General features: G+C 65.4%; 18 protein-coding genes. 6 read left to right on the top strand and 12 right to left on the bottom strand.

All coding sequences use genetic code 11. The features are described 5' to 3' along the window. Positions 1 to 150: 150 nt before the first annotated feature. The gene (locus FJQ89_RS08415; protein ID WP_141169853.1) at positions 151 to 1,740 is read left to right on the top strand and encodes an aspartate:alanine exchanger family transporter; all 1,590 of its coding nucleotides are present in this window, start codon (positions 151 to 153) and stop codon (positions 1,738 to 1,740) included. A 17-nt stretch (positions 1,741 to 1,757) separates the two neighbouring features. Here the strand turns inward: FJQ89_RS08415 and FJQ89_RS08410 are convergent, their stop codons facing one another. Then, positions 1,758 to 2,699, bottom strand: coding sequence for a LysR family transcriptional regulator (locus FJQ89_RS08410; protein ID WP_243136477.1), 942 nt, complete (start codon positions 2,697 to 2,699; stop codon positions 1,758 to 1,760). 117 nt (positions 2,700 to 2,816) lie between these two features. On the opposite strand from FJQ89_RS08410, the gene FJQ89_RS08405 reads away from it, so the two are divergent. The 5 genes from FJQ89_RS08405 (at position 2,817) to FJQ89_RS08385 (ending at position 6,935) form a co-directional block, all read left to right on the top strand. Next, on the top strand, positions 2,817 to 3,434 hold the full coding sequence (locus FJQ89_RS08405; protein WP_141169852.1) for an FMN-dependent NADH-azoreductase: 618 nt from the start codon (positions 2,817 to 2,819) through the stop codon (positions 3,432 to 3,434). Between the two features lie 215 nt (positions 3,435 to 3,649). After that, complete coding sequence (locus FJQ89_RS08400) at positions 3,650 to 4,840, top strand: acyl-CoA dehydrogenase family protein (RefSeq protein ID WP_141169851.1); 1,191 nt, start codon at positions 3,650 to 3,652, stop codon at positions 4,838 to 4,840. A 16-nt stretch (positions 4,841 to 4,856) separates the two neighbouring features. Continuing rightward, the gene (locus tag FJQ89_RS08395) at positions 4,857 to 6,002 is read left to right on the top strand and encodes an acyl-CoA dehydrogenase family protein (RefSeq protein ID WP_141169850.1); all 1,146 of its coding nucleotides are present in this window, start codon (positions 4,857 to 4,859) and stop codon (positions 6,000 to 6,002) included. Next, positions 5,999 to 6,487, top strand: coding sequence for a MaoC family dehydratase (locus tag FJQ89_RS08390; protein WP_141169849.1), 489 nt, complete (start codon positions 5,999 to 6,001; stop codon positions 6,485 to 6,487). The genes FJQ89_RS08395 and FJQ89_RS08390 overlap by 4 nt, the downstream gene beginning before the upstream one ends. Continuing rightward, positions 6,480 to 6,935, top strand: a complete 456-nt coding sequence (locus FJQ89_RS08385) for a MaoC family dehydratase (protein WP_141169848.1) — start codon at positions 6,480 to 6,482, stop codon at positions 6,933 to 6,935. Before FJQ89_RS08390 ends, FJQ89_RS08385 begins: the two co-directional genes overlap by 8 nt. 115 nt (positions 6,936 to 7,050) lie before the next feature. On the opposite strand, the gene FJQ89_RS08380 is transcribed toward FJQ89_RS08385, so the two are convergent. From FJQ89_RS08380 to FJQ89_RS08330, 11 genes are all read right to left on the bottom strand, one after another. After that, on the bottom strand, positions 7,051 to 7,974 hold the full coding sequence (locus FJQ89_RS08380) for a diguanylate cyclase domain-containing protein (RefSeq protein ID WP_141169847.1): 924 nt from the start codon (positions 7,972 to 7,974) through the stop codon (positions 7,051 to 7,053). Beyond that, entirely contained in the window at positions 7,971 to 12,461 is a 4,491-nt protein-coding gene (locus FJQ89_RS08375; protein ID WP_141169846.1) for a PAS domain-containing protein, read from the bottom strand. Before FJQ89_RS08375 ends, FJQ89_RS08380 begins: the two co-directional genes overlap by 4 nt. Before the next feature lie 236 nt (positions 12,462 to 12,697). Further along, positions 12,698 to 13,063, bottom strand: coding sequence for a YgiW/YdeI family stress tolerance OB fold protein (locus FJQ89_RS08370; RefSeq protein WP_141169845.1), 366 nt, complete (start codon positions 13,061 to 13,063; stop codon positions 12,698 to 12,700). 27 nt (positions 13,064 to 13,090) lie between these two features. Further along, positions 13,091 to 13,663: a prepilin-type N-terminal cleavage/methylation domain-containing protein gene (locus FJQ89_RS08365; RefSeq protein ID WP_141169844.1), complete on the bottom strand. Its 573-nt coding sequence runs from the start codon at positions 13,661 to 13,663 to the stop codon at positions 13,091 to 13,093. Between the two features lie 86 nt (positions 13,664 to 13,749). Continuing rightward, entirely contained in the window at positions 13,750 to 14,472 is a 723-nt protein-coding gene (locus FJQ89_RS08360; protein ID WP_141169843.1) for a hypothetical protein, read from the bottom strand. Next, a complete protein-coding gene (locus FJQ89_RS08355) occupies positions 14,472 to 15,245 on the bottom strand; it encodes an ABC transporter permease subunit (protein ID WP_168208405.1) in 774 nt (257 codons plus the stop codon). The genes FJQ89_RS08360 and FJQ89_RS08355 overlap by 1 nt, the downstream gene beginning before the upstream one ends. Then, positions 15,245 to 15,952 carry a type II secretion system protein gene (locus FJQ89_RS08350; RefSeq protein WP_168208404.1) on the bottom strand — a complete coding sequence of 236 codons (708 nt, stop codon included), beginning with the start codon at positions 15,950 to 15,952 and terminating at the stop codon, positions 15,245 to 15,247. The genes FJQ89_RS08355 and FJQ89_RS08350 overlap by 1 nt, the downstream gene beginning before the upstream one ends. Before the next feature lie 5 nt (positions 15,953 to 15,957). Then, positions 15,958 to 16,704: a hypothetical protein gene (locus tag FJQ89_RS08345; RefSeq protein ID WP_141169840.1), complete on the bottom strand. Its 747-nt coding sequence runs from the start codon at positions 16,702 to 16,704 to the stop codon at positions 15,958 to 15,960. Continuing rightward, positions 16,701 to 17,111 (bottom strand): hypothetical protein, encoded by a 411-nt coding sequence (locus tag FJQ89_RS08340; RefSeq protein WP_141169839.1) that lies wholly within the window; start codon positions 17,109 to 17,111, stop codon positions 16,701 to 16,703. The genes FJQ89_RS08345 and FJQ89_RS08340 overlap by 4 nt, the downstream gene beginning before the upstream one ends. Beyond that, positions 17,108 to 17,806: a hypothetical protein gene (locus FJQ89_RS08335; RefSeq protein WP_243136476.1), complete on the bottom strand. Its 699-nt coding sequence runs from the start codon at positions 17,804 to 17,806 to the stop codon at positions 17,108 to 17,110. The genes FJQ89_RS08340 and FJQ89_RS08335 overlap by 4 nt, the downstream gene beginning before the upstream one ends. Next, entirely contained in the window at positions 17,803 to 19,365 is a 1,563-nt protein-coding gene (locus tag FJQ89_RS08330) for a hypothetical protein (RefSeq protein ID WP_141169838.1), read from the bottom strand. The genes FJQ89_RS08335 and FJQ89_RS08330 overlap by 4 nt, the downstream gene beginning before the upstream one ends. Position 19,366 lies beyond the last annotated feature (1 nt).

Genomic DNA, 19,366 nt, shown 5'->3' with positions numbered 1-19,366 from the left:
CACAGGAATTAGATTCAGCCCGCTTCCGTAGCGGGCTTTTTTTTTGCCCATTTTTGACCGCATCAACGTGCGCACGCTTGCTTGTCATCATCGCCATCATGTTGCTTTTGTGCATGCTAAACTGGGCTTTATCAAGATCAAGGTTGTTTGATGCTTCAATTATTTCGCCACACGCTGGAGTCCACGCCGATCCTCGCCCTGTTTCTCGTCATCGGCGCCGGTTATGCGCTGGGGCGCATCAGCGTGTTCGGTTTTTCGCTGGGCGTGGGTGGCGTGCTGTTCGCCGGGCTGGCGCTGGGCGCCTTTGCTCCTGGGGCCGTACCGCCGCCGATGGTCGGCTCCATCGGCTTGCTGTTGTTTCTGTATGGCATAGGCGTGCAGTATGGCGTGCAGTTTTTCGCCGGTTTGCGCGGCGCGGGCCAGAAACACAATCTGATCGCCTTTGCCGCCGTCATGGGCGGCCTCGCCGTTTCCGTCTGGGGCGGGCAGTGGATCGATATCTCGCTGCGCATGGCCAGCGGCGTGTTTGCCGGCGCCATGACCAGCACGGCGGCGCTGCAGGCGGCGCTGGAAGCGTCGCACGGCAATGGCGATGCGGCCGTCGGCTATGCCGTCGCGTATCCGTTCGGCGTCGTCGGCCCCATGCTGGGCCTGTACCTGGCCGGGCGCATATTGAAACCCGTGCTGACGCCGCCGCCGGCGCCCATCGTCGTGTCGGAAATTACCATCGATGAAGCGAAATTGGCGGGCGCGGCCCTGTCCGAACTGGCCGATGGCCCGCTGGCGGGCGTGCAAGTGATCGGCGTGCGCCAGGGCCACCAGAACCGCTTGCCGGATCCGGGCCTGGTGCTCGGCGTGGGCGACGCCTTGATGGTGTCGGGCACGGTGGCAGGCGTGGAAGCGGCGCGCACGGCGCTGGGCCACCTGGATCCGGGCCGCTTGATGAAAGACCGCAGTGCGTTCGATGGCACGGAAGTATTCGTGTCGGACGCGGAAATCGTCGGCGTGCCCTTGGGCGAGCTGAACCTGGCAAAAGACTTCCCGCTGCAGATCGCGTTCATACGCCGTGGCGACGCCATGATTTTGCCCCATCCGTTCCTGACGCTGGAATTCGGCGACAGGGTGATGGCTATTGCGCCAGCGAAACATGCGGCCGATGTGCGCAAGATGTTCGGCAATTCCATCACGGCTACGGCCGAATTCAGCTATGTCTCGCTGGGCATGGGCATGGTGCTCGGTGTGTTGCTGGGCCTGGTGCCGATACCGTTGCCGTGGATAGGCTCGTTCAGCCTGGGCCTGGCTGGCGGCCCGCTGGTGATGGCGCTGATTTTGGGCCGTTTGGGACGCGTCGGCAAGATCAGCTGGCGCTTGCCACTGTCGGCCAATCTGGTCATGCGCAACTATGGCTTGACGATTTTCCTCGCCTCCGTCGGCATGGCCTCCGGTTTGCCGTTCGTGCAGCAGGTGGGTGCCGATGGCTTGCCCATGCTGGTGCTCGGTGCCGTGACGGTGCTGGTGGTGGTGGCCCTCGTGGTGATTTTGGGCAAGATTTACCTGCGCCTGCCGTTTCCTGAATTGCTCGGCATTGCGGCCGGCGCCACGGGCAACCCGGCCGTGCTGGTGTTCGCCAACCGCCTGGCCAAGTCGGACCGCCCGAACCTCGGCTACGCCATGATTTTCCCCAGCATGACCATCGTCAAGATCGTCGCCGTGCAAGTGTTGCTGCATTTGTATGGCTGATTGTGGTCAGGATAGGTTCAAGACAGGCGCCGGGTGAGGTCGTCCAGCAACCATCGCCCGGCAGGCCCGAGCGTGCGGCCACGCTGATGCGCAGCATAAATGGTCAGCCCCTCGCGGGGCGTCGGGTCGTGCTCGATTTGCAGCGCAACCAAGTTCCCGGCTGCAATGAGTGGCAACACCAGATGGTCTGGCATGCGGCACCAGCCGAAACCGCCGAGCAGGAAGTCCAGGCGCCGGCCAAGGTCGACGAAGCGCCAAAGTTTCCCACTTGCCAGCCCAAAGTTTTCACCGCCGGGATTGACCGGGTCTGACAGCACCAGTTGCACATGCGGCTCCAGATCGGTCTGCGTCGCCGGACGCCCTAGCGCAGCAAGTGGATGCCCTGGCGCCACCACAGCCTGCATGCCGACGCGCAGCAGCGGATAGGCGGCAATGTCGTCTGGAATGGAAGGCAGCAGCAAGCAAATGCCGATGGCGGCCGGGTCATTTCGCAGGCGCCGCAGCGAACCGCCCAGGCCTTCCGTCGAAAAGCTGACGGGCAGATTGGGAAACGTCCGACTTAGCGCCGACAGGCTTTCGATCAAGGGTGCCGTCGGCACCAGAGGATCGATTGCAATGACAAGCTCTGGTTCCAGGCCCGAGCGCGTACCCATTGCCACTCCCTCGAAGCGGGCAGCGCTTGCTAACACCAGGCGCGCCTGCTCAACGAGAACCCTGCCAGTCTCGGTCAGGCGCGGGCGATGGCCACTGCGGTCAAACAGCAGCACGCCTTGCACATCTTCCAGCGTCGCAATGGCCTGGCTGATGGCCGATTGCACGCGACCAAGTTGTCGACCGGCGGCAGAAAAACTGCCCGTATCGGCGATCGTTACCAGAACACGCAACTGATCCAGCGTCAGACTTCCAATCAAAATAGCCACTCCATGGTGAACTCCATCATAATTGTCGATGGATATCATCAGATTTTAATCTCTATTAGAAATATATTCGCGGCGATATAGTGGAGGCACATAAGCAGCCTGATCGACAAGCTTGCTTCAGGCCTTTCCCGCAATACACTTTCTAAGGATGATGGTATGACCAAGCTATTGGTAATCGAGACCAGCCCGCGTGGCAAACACTCCGTATCGCGCAACATGACGCGTCGTTTCGTGCAGGACTGGCGTGCCGCGCACCCGGATGGCACAGTGATCGAACGCGACCTCATGGATGCCGGACTTCAGTTTGTCAACGCTGCCTGGTTGCAAGCCTACTTCACCCCGGCGGAACAGCAGTCTCCCGCGATGGCGGACGAGTTACGGCTCTCTGACGAACTCGTTGCGGAATTGCTGGCCGCCGACCACATTGTCATTGCAACGCCCGTGTATAACTATAATGTTCCGGCCGTGCTCAAGGCATGGATCGACCATGTCGTGCGCAAGGGACTGACGCTGGGCTTCGATGGACGCGGCCTGCTGACTGGCAAGAAGGCAAGCGTATTGATTGCATCGGGTGGCGTGTATACCGAGGGTTCGCCCATCCAGCATCGCGACATCGCCACCCAGTATCTGCGCCTGGTACTTGGCGTGATCGGCATCAGCGACGTGACTTTCGTTGCCGGTGGCGGGGCCAAGGCGGTCGATCTGGGCGAGGAAACCATGGAACGCTTTGTGGACAAGCTCGGCGCGGATCTCGGCCGCGCTGCGAGCGTTTGATGATGATCGTCGCGGCAAGCAGGCAAGGCTAGGGCAACTGTCCTTGTCGGCAGACGCGCCCGTCAGCTGTTCCGCTCCTGAGCGCCAGCCTGTGTAAAACCCCTGGCGTGTCTCCCATTCTGTTGTACAATCCTTGAGAACGGTCGTGCTTTTTTGTGCGCTGAGCTTCCTTGCGTGCAGTCATCACGGCAACCGATAAGAACAAGGAGACAGACATGGACCTGCATTACACGGCCGAGGAGACGGCTTTCCGCGACACGCTGCGCGCCTTCCTCGACACCCATCTGCCGGCGGACTTGCAGCGCAAGGTGCGCCAGCATTTGCGCCTGGCCAAGGATGATTACGTGCGCTGGCACAAGATTGTCGCGCAGCAAGGCTGGGCCGCGCCGGCCTGGCCCGTCGAACATGGCGGCACGGGCTGGACGGCCGTGCAGCGCCATATCTGGGAAGACGAGTGCGCGCGCGCCGCCACGCCGCCCATCCTGCCTTTCGGCGTCAACATGGTGGCGCCCGTCATCATGGCTTTCGCCACCGCCGAACAAAAAGCCTATTATCTGCCGCGCATCCTCAATTGCGATGACTGGTGGTGCCAGGGCTACTCCGAGCCGGGCGCCGGTTCCGACCTCGCTTCGCTGAAAACCACGGCCGAGCGCGACGGCGACCATTACGTCGTGAACGGCCAGAAAACCTGGACCACCCTGGGCCAGCACGCGGACATGATCTTTTGCCTGGTGCGCACGGACAGCACGGTGCGCAAGCAGGAAGGCATCAGTTTCCTGTTGATCGACATGAAAACGCCGGGTATCACCGTGCGCCCCATCATCATGCTCGATGAAGAACATGAAGTGAATGAAGTCTTCTTTGACAACGTGCGCGTGCCCGTCAGCAACCTGGTCGGCCAGGAAAACAAGGGCTGGACTTACGCAAAATACCTGCTGGGGCATGAGCGCACGGGCATCGCCGCCGTGGGACGCTCAAAGCGCGAGCTGACGTTCCTCAAGCAGCTGGCCATGCAGCAAGTCAAGCGCGGCGCGCCGCTGCTGCACGATCCCGCCTTTGCCGCCAAGGTCGCTACCCTGGAAATCGAATTGATGGCGCTGGAAATGACGGTCTTGCGCGTCATCAGCGACGAAAGCAAGGGACCGGGACCGCAGGCCTCGATGCTGAAGGTGCGCGGCTCGGAACTGCAGCAGCAGCTGACGGAACTGATGGTGGAAGCCATCGGCCCGCAAGCCTTGCCGTTCGACCCGGCATTTCTTGACGGCAGCGCGCCGCACAGCGGAGGCGGCGACGACCTGGCCGCGCCGCTGGCCGCGTATTACTTCAATTACCGCAAGACATCGATCTATGGCGGCTCGAATGAAATCCAGAAAAACATCATCACGCAGATGATCCTGGGCCTGTAAGCCAGAAGGAGATGACATGGACTTCCATTTTAATCAGGAACAGCAGCAATTTGCCGACGCGCTCCGGCGCTGGGTCGACAAGGATTACCCATTTGAAACGCGCAAGCAGATCGTCCACTCGGCCACGGGCGTCTCAAGTGCGGCCTGGGCCACCCTGGCCGAACTGGGCATGACGGCCTTGCCGCTGCCGGCCGGCGCGGGCGGCTTCGACGGCACGGCCGTCGATATGCTGCTGGTGATGCAGGAACTGGGTCGCGGCCTGGTGGTCGAACCGTATTTCGCCACCGTGCTGGGCGCGCGTTTCCTCACGTTGGCGGGCGGCCATGATGGCGTGCTGGAACAGGTCGCCAGCGGCAGCCTGAAGCTCGCGTGCGCGCTCGGTGAGCGCCAGTCGCGCCACGACATGCACGCTATCGCCACCACGGCCATCGCCAGCGGCGACGGTTTCGTGCTCGATGGCGAGAAAACCGTCGTCATCCACGGCGCGCAGGCGGGCTTTCTGATCGTCTCGGCGCGCAGCGGCGGCAGCCAGGCTGACACGGATGGCATTTCGCTGTTCCTCGTGCCCGTCGACGCTCCCGGCGTTTCCGTGCGCGACTACCGCACCATCGACGGCCAGCGCGCCGCCACCGTGACCCTGGTGCAAGTGGTGCTGGGGCATGATGCCCTGGTCGGACAAAAGGGGCAGGGCTGGCCCGTGCTCGATGCGGCGCTCGACTATGGTGCCGCCTTGCTGTGCGCGGAAGCCGTGGGTGCCATGGATGCGATCTTTGCCGCCACTCTGGAATACCTGAAGACGCGCCAGCAGTTCGGCGGGCCGATCGGCAAGTTCCAGGCCTTGCAGCACCGCATGGCCGACATGTTCATCCACCTGGAGCAGGCCCGTTCGATGGCCATGCTGGCCGCCGCCAAGGTCGATAGCACCGACGTGGCGGAGCGCCGCCGCACGGTGTCGGCGGCCAAGGCGAGAGTCGGGCTGGCCGCCACCTTTGTCGGCCAGCAAGCCGTGCAATTGCATGGCGGCATGGGCGTGACGGACGAATTGCCCGCCGCCCACCATTTCAAGCGCCTCTCCATGATCGCCCTGACCCTGGGCGACGTGGAGCACCATATCGAGCGCTTTATCGCCCAGCCGGGCTTCTTGCCGACGGAGACCGCATGACCGCATTGACGGAAATCAAACCCAAGCATTGGTATTTCGAGGACTTTATGCAAGGCCTGGAAATCGACCTGGGCCAGCGCCACGTGACGGAGGCGGAAATCATCGCCTTCGCCACGGATTTCGATCCGCAACCGTTTCACATCGACCATGCGGCCGCCGAAAAAACCATTTTCAAGGGCGTCATCGCCAGCGGCTGGCACACCTGCGGCATGATGATGCGCCTGGTGGTCGATAACCTGCTCAAGCATTCGTCCAGCATGGGCTCGCCCGGCCTGGACAGCATCCGCTGGCTCAAACCCGTGCGCGCCGGCGACACCTTGCACCTGACGTACCAGGTCAAGGAAGTGCGGCCATCCACGTCGAAGCCGGACCGTGGCATCGTCATTTCCGTGTGGAGCGTGCGCAACCAGCATGGCGAGGTGGTGACCACCGTTGAAGGCATGGGCATGTTCGGTCGACGTCCTGCCGGAGAGCACCATGCGTGATATCGCCGGCATTGCCGGTTTCCAGGCATTGGCGGGGCAGCACGTGGCCGTCTCCGACTGGCTCACCATCACCCAGCAGCGCATCGACACCTTTGCCGACGCCACCGACGACCATCAGTGGATTCATGTGGACGCCGAGCGCTGCGCGCGCGAGTCGCCGTACGGCTGCACCGTGGCGCACGGCTTTCTCACACTGTCCTTGCTGCCCGCCATGCTGCAGGGCGCTTTGCACATGGCCGGCATCCGCATGGCCATCAACTACGGCTTGAACAAGGTGCGCTTTCCCGCACCCGTGCCCGTCGGCAGCCGCTTGCGCGCGCGGCTCGACATCCTCTGCGTCGACGACTTGCCGGAAGGCGCGCAAGTGAACTGGGCCGTCACCATGGAGAGGGAAGGCGACACGAAACCCGTATGCGTGGCGGAGTTCCTGATGCGCTGCTATCCCTGAGGATAAGCCTGGCTCGCCGCGCAGGTCGGGGTAGTTCGGCGTAGGTTGGCGTAGGTCGGCGTAGGTCGGCTTAGCCCGCAGGGCGTAAGCCGACGCAGGTGCGCGCGCCTCCTGCTCACTCCCCCTCCGACCCGCAATACCTGTCCCGTCCCGTATGCTTGGCGCGGTACAGCAGGGCGTCGGCGGCGCGGATCAGGGCGCTGGGGTCCATGCCTTCCGTGGGCATGACGCTGGCCACGCCCAGGCTGACGGTGACGTGGGGGCCGACGCTGGACCTGGCGTGGGCAATTTCCAGCGCACGCACTTCGTCGAGGATGCGCTGGGCCACCACTTCGGCGCCGTCGCGCGTTTCCTGTGGCAGCAGGATGATGAATTCCTCGCCGCCGTAGCGCGCCAGCAGGTCGGGCGGGCGCACGGCGCAGCGGCGCAGGGCGGCGCTCACCTGCTGCAGGCACAGGTCGCCGGCCTGGTGGCCATACGTGTCGTTGTAATCCTTGAAGTGGTCGATATCGGCCATGATGAGGGCCATCGGCACGCCATCGCGCGCGCAGCGCCGCCATTCGCTGTCCATGGTCTCGTTGAAGCTGCGCCGGTTGGCCACGCCCGTCAGCGAGTCCGTCAGCGACAGTTCGCGCATGGCGTCGGCCTGGCGCTTGATGGTCAGCTGGCTGCGCACGCGCGCGCGCACGACGGCAGCGTTGAACGGTTTCGTGATGAAATCGACGGCGCCCGCTTCCAGCGCCCGCGTCTCGTCTTCGGGCTGGTTCAGAGCCGTGACGAAGATGACGGGAATGGCGCAGAGGAGGGCCGATTCGCGTAAGGCACTGCACACGGCATAGCCATCCATGCCGGGCATGACGGCGTCGAGCAGGATCAGGTCCGGCAATTGATTCTGCGCGATTTCCAGCGCCTTCTCGCCGCTCAGGGCAAACAGCACCTCGTGTTCCTCGCGCAGCAACTGGTGCAGGATCTGGATGTTTTCCATGGCGTCATCGACGATGAGGATGCGCCCGTTCATGGCAAGGTTGGTCCAGCTCACTTGTTTTCCTCTCGTTTCAGCTGATCGAGCACGAGTTTTTCCGCTTCGGAAAAATTCAGGGTCTCGATCGCGTTTGCCATCGCCAGGGCAGCTTCCCGGTCTGACTGTTGCAGGGCGGGGTGCAGGGCGTGAAAGTGCGCCAGCGCCTTCAGGTTGTTGTTGCGGATCAGGACGAGCAGTTCGGTCAGGCCGGCGTGCACGTCGAGCGGCGCGCTGGCGGACGCGTTGGGTGCCGGCTGCCCGCGCCGCAGGGGCGAGGGCAGGGCACGCGTCGCTTTGATGACTTCTGCCATCGCCAGTTCCAGCTGACCCAGCAAGGCTGCCGTGGCGTGCGATGGCCCCGTTTTCAGCGCCTTTTCCGACTCGGCGGCGAGGCTGGCGACGTGCGTGGCGCCCAGGTTGGCCGCCACGCCGCAGACGCGGTGCAGCAACTGCGCCGCCTGCTGCGTCTGGCCAGCGGCCAGCAGGCGCCGCGTTTCCTCGACGGCGTCGCCTTGCGAATTCTCAAAGCGCTTGAGCAGGGCCAGGAAGGCGCCGTAGTCGCCGCCGAAGCGCAGCAGGGCCGCCGCCAGGTCGATGCCGGGCACCGTGTCCGGCAGCTCCGGCGTGTCCGCGACGGCGTTGCCTGCCTGCACGGCGTTGTCGCCGCCACCCAGGGGCGCCGGCACCAGCCGCGTCAGGGTCTCGATCATTTCGTCGACATCGATGGGCTTGGCCACGTGCGCATTCATGCCGCTGGCGATGGCGCGCAGGCGGTCCTCGTCCATGGCATTGGCCGTCATGGCGATGATGGGCAAGTCCGGCAAGCCCAGCGCGCGGATGGCCAGCGTGGCGTCATAGCCATTCATGACGGGCATCTGCAAATCCATCAGCACCACGTCCCAGGCGTGCGGCGTGTTGGCGAGCAAGTCGACGGCCAGCTGGCCGTTGGCGGCCACGGCCACGCGCGCACCCGAGTGCAGCAAGATGTACTGCGCTACTTCCTGGTTGATTTCATTGTCTTCCACCAGCAGCACGCGCATGCCTTCCAGCAAGCCCGACAGGGGTGTGGACACGGGCAGCGCGGACGGGGCGCTACGGCCATTGCGTCCATCCCGCACTGCCGTCACGGCCGCCAGCAGGCGCGCCGGGGTAGCCGGTTTCGAAACGATGCCGGCCAGCATCAGACTGTCGGCCAGGCGTTCGAGGTTTTCGCTGTCCTGGTCGGCTACCAGCATGATCACGGGCGGCAGCGCCAGGTGTTCGTCGGCGCGCGCCTCGGTGAGCATGGAAATGCCATCCATGCCGGGCATGGCCGCGTCGAGCAGCACAAGATCTGCCGGCGGCAAGCCGTCCAGGCCGCTGGCGCTGGCGCGCAGCAGCGCCAGGCCGGCCGTGCCGCTGTCGGCGCTGCGGCTGTGCCAGCCCTGCGCCGCGCACCAGTCTGCCAGCATGGCGCGCACGCTGGCGTTGTCGTCGATGATCAGCAGCGACAGGGCCTTGGACGTACTCTTGCCGGTCGGCTCGGGCGGTGGCGCCACCTTCTCGAAGCGGCAGCTGAAGCGGAAGTCGGAACCTTCGCCCAGCGCGCTTGTCACGCTGAGTTTCCCCCCCATCAATTCCACCATGCGCCGGCAGATGGCCTGCCCCAGGCCCGTGCCGCCGTATTTGCGGCTGGTGCCGCTGTCGCCCTGGGAAAACGCGTCGAAGATGCGTTCCTGTTCGGCCGCGGCTATGCCGATACCGGTGTCGCGCACGGAAAACTCCAGCGTGGCGCTGGCCGCATCCTCGGCCGCCATGCCGATGGACAACACCACTTCGCCATGCGCGGTGAATTTGACAGCGTTGCCCACCAGGTTGATGAGGATCTGTTCCACGCGCAGGGCGTCGCCGATCAGTTCGTCCGGCACGCCGGGGTCGAGCACGAAGACGGGCTCCACGCCGCGCGCCCAGGCGCTGTTGGCCAGCAGCACGCTGACGCTGTCCAGCATGCGTTCGAGCTGGAAACGGCGCTGTTCCAGCAGCATCTGTCCCGCCTCGATCTTGGAGAAATCGAGCACGTCGTTGACGATATGGAGCAGCGACTGCGTGGCCATCTGGATCTTGCCGACATAACTGCGTTCGCGCCGTTCCAGCGGCGACTCTTCCAGCAGGCGCGCCAGGCCGATGATGGCGTTCATCGGCGTGCGGATTTCATGGCTCATGTTGGCGACGAATTCGCTCTTCGCGATACTGGCCGCCTCGGCCTTGTCGCGCGCGCGCACCATTTGCTCGTTGAGTTCATGCAGGCGCAATTCCGTGCGCTTGAGTTCGGAGACGTCCGAGGCCAGCACGAAGAAGCCGCGCACGCCGCCGCCGTCGTCGACATCGGGGATGTAATTGGTCCACGTGTGGCACACCTGGCCCGTGGGATCGAGCAGGTCGCGCTCGAAGCTTTGCGGCCGGCCCGCCAGCACGCCGTCGACATGGTGGGCATACACGTCGAACAGTTCCTGCCCCAGCAATTCGCGCATGTGGATGCCGGCCAGTTCGGCGCTGCTGCGGCCAAACCATTCGTTATAGAATTTATTTGCGAAGCGGCAACGCAGATCGGCGCCCCAGTACGACACCATGCCGGGCAGGTTGTCGGTGACGGTGCGGATGAAGCGCTCGTTCTGTTCCAGGCGCCAGGTGGTGGCGTGCAGCACCTCGGTGGCGCGCCTGCGTTCCGTGATATCGATCGACACCCCCAGCACGTGGCTGGCGCGCCCCGCATCGTCGCGCAAGACCACCTTGCGCGTGGTGAAGTGGCGCGTGGTGCCGTCGGCCGTATTGATCGCTTCCTGTTCGATTTCCACCATCTGCCCCGTGGCCAGCAGCTTGCGGTCGGCGCTGACGAAGGCGGCCGCCTGCTGCGGCGGGAAGAAGTCATGGTCGGTCTTGCCCAGCAATTGCTCGCGCGAGCGTCCCAGGGTCATTTCCGCATGGCGGTTGACCATTTCAAAGCTCAGCTTGTCGGCGCGCTTGACGAAGACCATGGCCGGGATGTTTTCGATGATGGTGCCGAACAGATGTTTCGAGTGGCGAAATTCCGCTTCGCTGCGCTTGCGCTCGCTGACGTCCAGCCACAGGCCCGACACGCCCAGCAACTGCTGTTCCGGGCCGAAAATCGGGTGATACGAGACGATCCAGTGACTCAGCTGTTCGCGTTGCCGGCCGCTGTAGCCGTTCAATTCCATGTCGACGATGGGCATGCCCGTCGCCAGCACCTGGCGCACGCAGCGCTCCACGTCCGCGCGCACGGCGTCGTCGCACAGCATGGCGCCCACGGGACGGCCCAGATGCTGCGTCACGCTGGCGCCGTGGATGGCGGCCAGGTAGTGGTTGATCATGACGACGCGCAAGTCCAGGCCCACGAACAGCATGCCGATGGGGGCCGTCGCGTACACGGTTTCCAGCAGGCGCGTGGATTTTTCCAGAGCCAGCGTGCGTTCGGCCACCAGGCTTTCAAGCTGCGTGCGGTGGCGCCGCAGGTCGCGTTCCAGCGCGCCCAGGGCGCGGGCCATGTCGGCCGATTCGCGGTCCGCGTGCTTGTTCGAGAGCAAGGGTTTGCCCTGCGCCAGCGCCTGGATCTGCAAAGTCAGTTCCTGCAGGGTGCGGGCCAGGCGGCTGCCCACGCGCCAGGCCAGGGCAAAGCCGGCACCCAGCAGCAGGGCCAGGATGACGGAACCCGTGACTACCGAGCCCAGCAGCGCTTCGGCCACCGTGCTGGTGCGCATGGTGACAGCCACCGTCCAGCTGTCGTCGGGAGCGCGGCGAAAGCCCGTGTAGACGTCCAGGTCTTCCAGGGTGGCATGGCGCAGCACGCCCTCGGGCGCCAGGCGTATCTGTTCCAGCAGGGGCGCCACGCTGCGCTGGCCCACGTAGCGCTGCGGCGCCAGGGTGCGCGCCACGTTGATGCCGTCGGCATTGATGATGGCCGCCCCCAGGTAGGCAGGCAGGTGCAGTTCGCGCAGCAGCACGGGCAGGTAGTCGGGCGGGTACAGCGCCGTCAGCACATGGGCAGCCCCCTGGGCACGCGGCAAGGGCAGGTTCAGCGCCAGCCGCGGCACCTCGTCCTGCGCCATGAGCAGGCTGGTCAGCCGCGGCTTGCCGTACTCGCGCGTGCGTTCCATGCTGGCGGCCCATTTTTGCGGCAAGGTGGGCGGTGCCTGGCTGGCGGGCAGGGTCGTATTGATCAGCTGGCGTCCCCTGGCGTCGGAGATGATGAAGGCGCTGACGGCCAGGCCTGGCTGCAACAGGCTGTCGGCCAGGGTGCGCAGGGCGCCGATGTCGTCCGTCTGCAGGGCGGGCGAGGCGGCGAGGATGCGCGCGGCCATCTGGGCGCCGTTCAGGTCGCGTTCGACGGCGGCGGCGACTGCCCGTGCCGCCTGCGCCGTTTCGCTGACGACATGCTCGCGCTCGCGCGTGTAGCTTTGCGCCACGAGCAGCAGAAACACGAGCGCCGTCGGCATGACCCAGGCGAGCACCAGCCATGAAATTCTTGAGCGTATCGAAGGCAAATCTTGCACCCGGAAAGCTCCCAGAATGGATGAGTCGACAGGCAGGCTCACGCTGGCGCTGGCTGACCTTGAATGAAAAGATGCTAGACGAAATTGATTGTTCTGACAAGCCTAGTTTCCGTGATGGAAAAAAGCTTGTGCAAGGTATACAGAAGAGAGGGGGGGACACCCATCCCGCCGTGGCGGCGGGATGGCAATGCGGCTTACGGGACGACGGTCAGCACATCGACATCGATTTCCGGGCTTTCCATGAAGTCTTTTTCCACTTCGCCACGGATTTCCACCTGGGTTTTGGCGTCGATCTTGCGGTTCATGAAGACCTTGTCGTCGATGTCCACGCGGATTTCCGCCGTGCCATCGGAGAAGGTGTATTTTTCCTTGCTCACTTTGCGCAACAAATGGCCGCGCAGCACGACTGCCTGGTCATCGACGGGATTTTTCAGGATGGCGGCCACGCTGCTGGGCGCTGTGGGGCCGGCCGTCGGCCCCACGTATTGGGCTTGCGCGCTGCCGGCCAGCAAGGCGCTGGCGGCGGCCAGGGAGACGATGAGTTTGCGGTGAAATGACATGGTATTCCTTTGAGAGTGACTGCCTTGTCAGAAAAACACGGCGGTGCGGGGAATGATAGCACCGGTATTGCCATAGGGTACGTTCGCCCGCACGCTGCCCGTGGCGGCCACGCCATCGTCGAGTTTGCTGTCGATCTGCTCCGCGTAACTCTCGGGCAGGTTGTCGAAACGGATGCCGTTGCCGGCACGGCCGCCCACTTCGTCGTTGTACAGGTAGACGGCGCCACCCTGGGCGCTGGTCATGAATTGCGAGGTGCCGTTGAACGAGCCGGTAATGAAGCCGCCCAGCGCCAGGTGTTGCGGCGCCAGCGTGAATTCGCGCGGCTGGCCGTCGCCGATCTGGCCGTCGCCATTGCCGTTGCCAGCCGAATGGGGCACGTGGGTGGTGCCCTGAATATCGTCGCCAGGCAGGGCGCGGAACTTGTCCTGGTAGGCGTTGACGGCGGCCGTCAGCGCATTCGACTGCTGGATGATGTTTTTCACCTTGGCGCTGTCGATCAAGCCTTGTCCTTTGAGTACGCCACCGAGCAGCAAACCGATGATGACCAGGACGATGGCGATTTCTACGAGCGTAAAGCCGTGCTGGCGGCGTGGGGGCATGGGTTTTCCTTGAAAAAAGTGCGATAACTTGAGATGGCAGTTTACTGCAATTGATGCTGGATGCGTATGGCCTTTCTGACGGCGGCTCATGGCGTCGCCCTTACTTTCTTCCTGGCAAGTTCGTCGAGCCGGCGCGCCAGGAAAGCCAGTTCGTGCGGGTCGCTGATGTGTCCGCTGGCGATCAGCCCGCCGATTACCAGGCGGGCGCTGTCGAGCTGGTCCATGTCTTCCAGGATAAACGCTTCCATCTCGCGCACCCAGGCTGGCACTTGCGGCCCCGTCGCCAACTGGCGCAACTGGCGCGCATACGCCAGTGCCAGCGGCAAATCGTGCAGCTGGTGTTTTGCCACCAGCACCGCTTGCGCCATGGCGGGCCAGCGGCGCTGCGGGTCGGCGGCGAAGCTGGCGGCGACAAAAGTGAGCATGCGCCGCGCGCGCTGCGGATCGGACACGCCCGCGTACACTACACTGGCAGCCACCAGCGCATACTGGCTGCGCGGATCGAGCGTTTGCGCCGTCTCCAGCCAGCCAGCCAGGCGGTCATAGTCGAGCTGGCGCCACGCCAGGCTGACGCCGGGCTGGTCCTCGAACGATTGCAGGTACAGCAGCATGGCCTTAGCCATGGCCAGCGGCTCGCCCAGGCTGGCCAGGCGCGCCACGGCCGGCGGCGGCGGCGCAGGCAGGGGCCGCACCTGGGCCGGAGCGTGCTGCTGCGCCACTCGCCAGCCCAGCTGCAACAGCAGGCAGGCGGCCAGCAGCCAGCACAGGGGGCGCGGCACGCTCGTCCAGGGGCGCTGGATGGCGGCCATCAGATATTCCTGCGGTAAAAGTCGCACAGCGCGCAACTGGCCAGCAAGCCGACATAGATGATGGTTTGCGCCACCACATTGACCAGCGCCTGCCAGTCGCCGGTGGCGTACAGCAGCCAGTCCGTGCGCGTAAAGGCGTCCAGGCGGGGCAGGAGCAGGGCCAGTACGTCGATGGCGCCGGCTGTGGCCCGCTGCAGCAGCGAGTCGCCCGCTTGCGGGCCGTGCGCCAGCAGTTGCAGGCTGCCCAGCATGCGCGCCAGCACATAGAAGCCGCCCGTGGCGGCCAGTGCGGGCAGGGCCTGTTGCAGGCTGGCCGCGCACAGCAGGCTGAAGGAGGCGACGATCCACAGTTCCCCCAGCAGGGACAGGGCCCACAGCGCGCTGTGCGCGGGAGCGGCGAACAGCGCCATCAACAGGCCGAACAGCACGGCGGGCACGGCCGCCAGGGCCCCGTAGCCCAGCAGTTTCCCCAGCAAGTAGGCCGCGCGCGGCATGGGCAGTGCCAGCAGCAATTCCAGTCCCCGGTCGGCCGCTTCGCGCGCCATGCTGGTGATGATGAAGGTGCCCAGCAGGAAGACAGCGGCCAGGCGCAAGGTGGCCGCCAGCAGCGCCGCCTGCACGGCGCCGCTTTCCGTCAGCGCCAGTTGCTGCAGGAAGCCGGCCAGGGCGGCGGCGCCGCAGGCGGCCAGCACGAAGAGCCACAGCAGGCGGCTGCGCAGCGCTTCGAGCAGCGTGTAGCGGGCGATGGTGAAGGCGGGAAATAGCATCGGCATCAGCGGGGCAGTCTTTGTGCCACCACCATGCGGTTGAACAGGATGTTCGGCGACAGCCAGACGACGAGGTCGTCGAACTCGCCGCCCGGCTGCTGCGGGCCGCTGGCGGCGCGGCTGATGAAGGTGGTGGCGTTCGAGGCATTGTTGCGCTCGTCGACATTGTTGCTGAAAGGCACAGCCTGGCGCTGGCCCTGCACGCCCGTGGCGCCAAAACCGTTCTTGCCGTGCGACATGATCATGGCGGGGATATCGTTCAGCGCCGTCGCCTGCAGCAGCGCGCCGCCGTTGCGCGTGACGATGCTGATGTCGCGCGGCGTGCCGAGGGTGAACTGCCGCTCGCTGTCGCTGAAGGCCGGGGTGACGCTGTAGCGGAACAGATTGTTCCAGCTATCGCTCTGGCGCAGTCCCAGGGTGGCCCAAGGCAGGAAGCCGGCGCGCCGCTCCCCGCTGCAGCGGGCGCCGCGCCTGTCTTCCAGGCCACTGGCGGCGGAGACGGCGGGACAGGGCAAATAGCCGTAGCGCAGCGCGTAGCCCGTCAGCGCTTCCTTCGCTTCATTGAGCGCCTGTTGCGTATCTGCCACCTTGCGCTGTTCCAGTTGTACCGTCAAGGGCGTGACCAGGCCGCCTATCATCAGGCCCACGATGACGAGCACGATGGCGATCTCGATCAGGGAAAAACCGCCCTGGCGGCGCGGGGAACGATACATGTTACTCATGGCAGGTTGCGCGCGGCGCGCATGCGTTGATACAGGGTGGGCAAGGTGATCCAGGTCAACATGTCGTCAAAGGCGCCCCCGGGCCGCACGGCAAGCTCGGTGGCGGGGCGGGCGATGAAACTACGGCTGGCGCTGTCGTTGGCCGCTTCATCGATATTGCCGCGCGCGGTATTGATCTGCGGCACGCCGCTGGCAGCCGTGCCATAGTGATCCTTGCCTTGCGAGAACAGCACGGCGGGCAGGCATTGGGCGCTGACGTCGCACTGGTCCTGTCCCGCCACGTAGGCGAGTTCGCCGCGTCCGCCGCGCGTGAGCACGACTCTGTTGGCGACGGCGGAAAACGAGACGATGGGCGCGCGCGCCATTGCCGGCGTGACGCTGTAGCGCAGCAGCTTGCCCCAGGCATCGCTGCCCGCCACGCCCAGCGCGACCCACGGCAAAAAGCCGCTGCACTCGGCGTCGTCGGCGCAGTCGGCGGCCCGCTCGCGCCCGTCGAGGGCGGAGGCGGCCGGACGGGGCAGGCGGCCTTGCGTCGCGGCAAAGCCCAGCAAGGCTTCGCGCGCCTGCGCCAGGGTGGCCAGCGTACGCTGCTGGCGTTCGGCCTCGCCCGTGTTGCGGCCGAAGGCGCTGATCAGGAGGCTGGCCGCGCCCAGGCCCAGCACGGCCAGCAACAGCAACAGGGCGGCACCGTGCTGGCGGCGCGGTTGGCGATGTGTTTGCCGATGTGCTTGCCGTGGCGTCATGGCGGCGTCTCCTGCATTTCGCTGACCGTGCCGCTGACCGGGTCGTAGCGCTGGCCGGGTTTGAGCCGCACCACTTGGCCGTTCGACAGGCGCAGGGTCAATGTGCCGGGCTTGCCACTGGCAAGGCGGTTGTGCGGCTCGTTCTGCGCTTCCTGGTTCAGCCAGACGGTGGAGCGTCCGCTGCTGCGCTGCACCACGCCATTCAATTCCACGGGCGGGGCGGGCGGCGGCGGTGGCGGAGGCGGCGCCGCCAGGGCGGGATCGGGCGGTGGCGCCCCGTAGCGCTGCGTGTCGAGCTGGGCGCGTTGCTCGGGCGACAGGAATAATCGCCCCAGCTGCGGTGGCTGGGCGCGGGCCGTCAGCGCGGCGCCGGCCAGCAGCGCGGACAGGATGAGGGTGTACCTCATGGCCGCCCCGGCACGGGCACGCTGTTGACGGTCAGCCACAGCAGCTCACATTCGGCGCCCAGGGCGGGCGCCATGGCGCCCGTGGCGATCGCGTTGCCGCTGCCGCTCCCGGCTGCTCCATGGCGCTTGAGCGTGCAATCCTGCACGGCGAAATAGCCGGCCTGGCGCAAATCGTCCAACAGGTTCAGCAAGTCCATCTCGTGCAGCAAATCCATCTGCATGCGCATGCGGCTGCCGCGCAGCTGATATTGCCCCATCACCATGGGCAACGGCACTTGCAGTCCTTGCTGCGGGCTGATGTCATAGCTGATCGGCAGCAATTTGCGCTGTTCCTGGCTGCGGCGGATGGCGTCGATCCAGGCCAGGCGGTTTTCCTCGCCGATCAGGCCGCGCTGGCGCAAGGCCAGGAATTGCGGTTCGTAGGCGCGGATTTCCTGCTTTTCCGTTTCCGCGTGGTTGAACAGGGTGGCCGCCGCGGCGCGCGTGTGCTCGGCCAGGTACAGCCGTTGTGCTTCGCGCATGCGGTAGGCGGCGCTCAGGCTGAGCAGCACCACGCTGGCCAGCAGGGTCAGGGCAAAGCACAGCAGGGCGCTGCGCAGCAGGTGCAGTTCGCCCAGCCAGGCGGGCAGGGTGCGCGCGGGCGTGGCGGCGCGCTGCATGCCGGGCAGGGGCGGCTGCTTGACGGGGCCGCTCATGGCTGCCACTCCAGCAAGAGGGTAAAGCGGGCCTGGCTGTCCGGCGCCGGTGCGGCGCTCTTGCCGGACAGGGCCGCGCTGGGGCGCAAGTCCAGCGGCGTTTCCGCTATCGTCACTTGCATGCCCTGCTGGCGCGCCAGGGTTTGCGCGAAGGCCGTAAGGGCGGCAAGGGCGGCGCGGTAGTCATTGTTCGGCATGGCCACGTCCGCTTCCAGGCGCAGCGTTTGCGGCGGCGCGGTGGGAATGCCGGCCTGGGCGCTGCCGCCCTGCAAGCTGGCGCCCGGCTGCTGTGCTGGCTGGCTGTCGGCCGTGCGCGCGGGCGCCGGGCCTGCATGCCAGTGCAGCTGGCTGAGCGCTACCTGCGGCGCTTGATCCAGCGCGGCGCTCAGCATGCCCAGCAGCCGGCCCGGCTCCGGCGCCTGGCTGGCGATCATCCGGCCCAAGGTCACGGCCACTTTCATGTTCTGCGTCTTGGCCGGCGCCGGCGGCTGCGTCGACATGACGCTGCGGTAGCGTTCCTGGTAGGACGCCGTTTCCTGCGCCAGGCGCTGGGTGCTGTTGTCGTCGGCTATGCCGCCGAGCAAGTTAATCGCGCACCATAGCGCGGCCGACCCACCGATCAGCGTGCTGGCGCCATACAGCGCTTTGCGCGTGCGCTGGAAGTGGTAATAGCGGGCCAGCGCACCGGGCGGATAGTGACTGGGCGGCGGATGCTTGCCCAGCAAGGTCAGCAGCAATTCGTCGGCCAGCACCGGCGTCTGGCGCAAGCCCACCCGTTCGCCTGCCAGTTGCAGGTCGATGAAGTGGTAAGCTACTTCCACACCGTTGTCACACAGCAGTTCGAGCTTGGCGATCTGCGCCGCCGGCGCCAGGATGACGGTATTGAGTACGTCGCCGCGCGCCAGCATGCGCGTGCTGGTGAGAAATTGTCGTGTCTTTTCCGTTTCCAGCGCAATATTCACGGCCACGCCGTCGAGTGCGATGGCCAGGGTCTGGCGCGAAAAGCGCAGTTGGCCCTTTTCATAATAGCTTTGCCGCAAGCCACCCGATTGCTGCGTCACCAGCAGCAGGTGTTCGTGCGCGATCGACAGCTTTTTGACCAGGGCGATACTCAGCAGGCTGGTCGAATAGATGCCGGCCACGGGCACGCGCAAGTGCTCGAGCGCCTCCGTCCACGGCTGCAGCAAGCTGGGGTTGGTCAGGGCGAAAAACAGCACCTGGTCATCGTGGCGGCCCGTGCTGTCGCGGCCCAGCAGGGTGCTGCCCCGGTAGGGCGTGTCGCGGTGCAATTGCTGCTTGCGCCGCTCAAGCAAGGCACGGCCCGCCTTGCCGCGCACGTGGGGCAGCAACTGGCGCTGGAAATCTTCCTCGATCAAGTCCGTCAGCAGGTAGGCGGGCACGTCGAGACGGTGCGCCTGCGGATCTTCCAGCCACGCGGCGAAACCGTCCAGCCCGGCGGCGCTGGCGGGGAAGGCCTGGCCCTCGCCCAGCACGCCGTGGTCCCAGTCATAGGCGCACAGGGCGTCGCTGGTGATGTAAAGTAATTGTTTACGGAACACG

Source organism: Janthinobacterium tructae, assembly GCF_006517255.1.
GTDB classification, from domain to species: Bacteria; Pseudomonadota; Gammaproteobacteria; order Burkholderiales; family Burkholderiaceae_D; genus Janthinobacterium; species Janthinobacterium tructae.
Note: the sequence above shows the minus strand (reverse complement) of the source record. Positions and strands in the feature narration are given on the sequence as shown.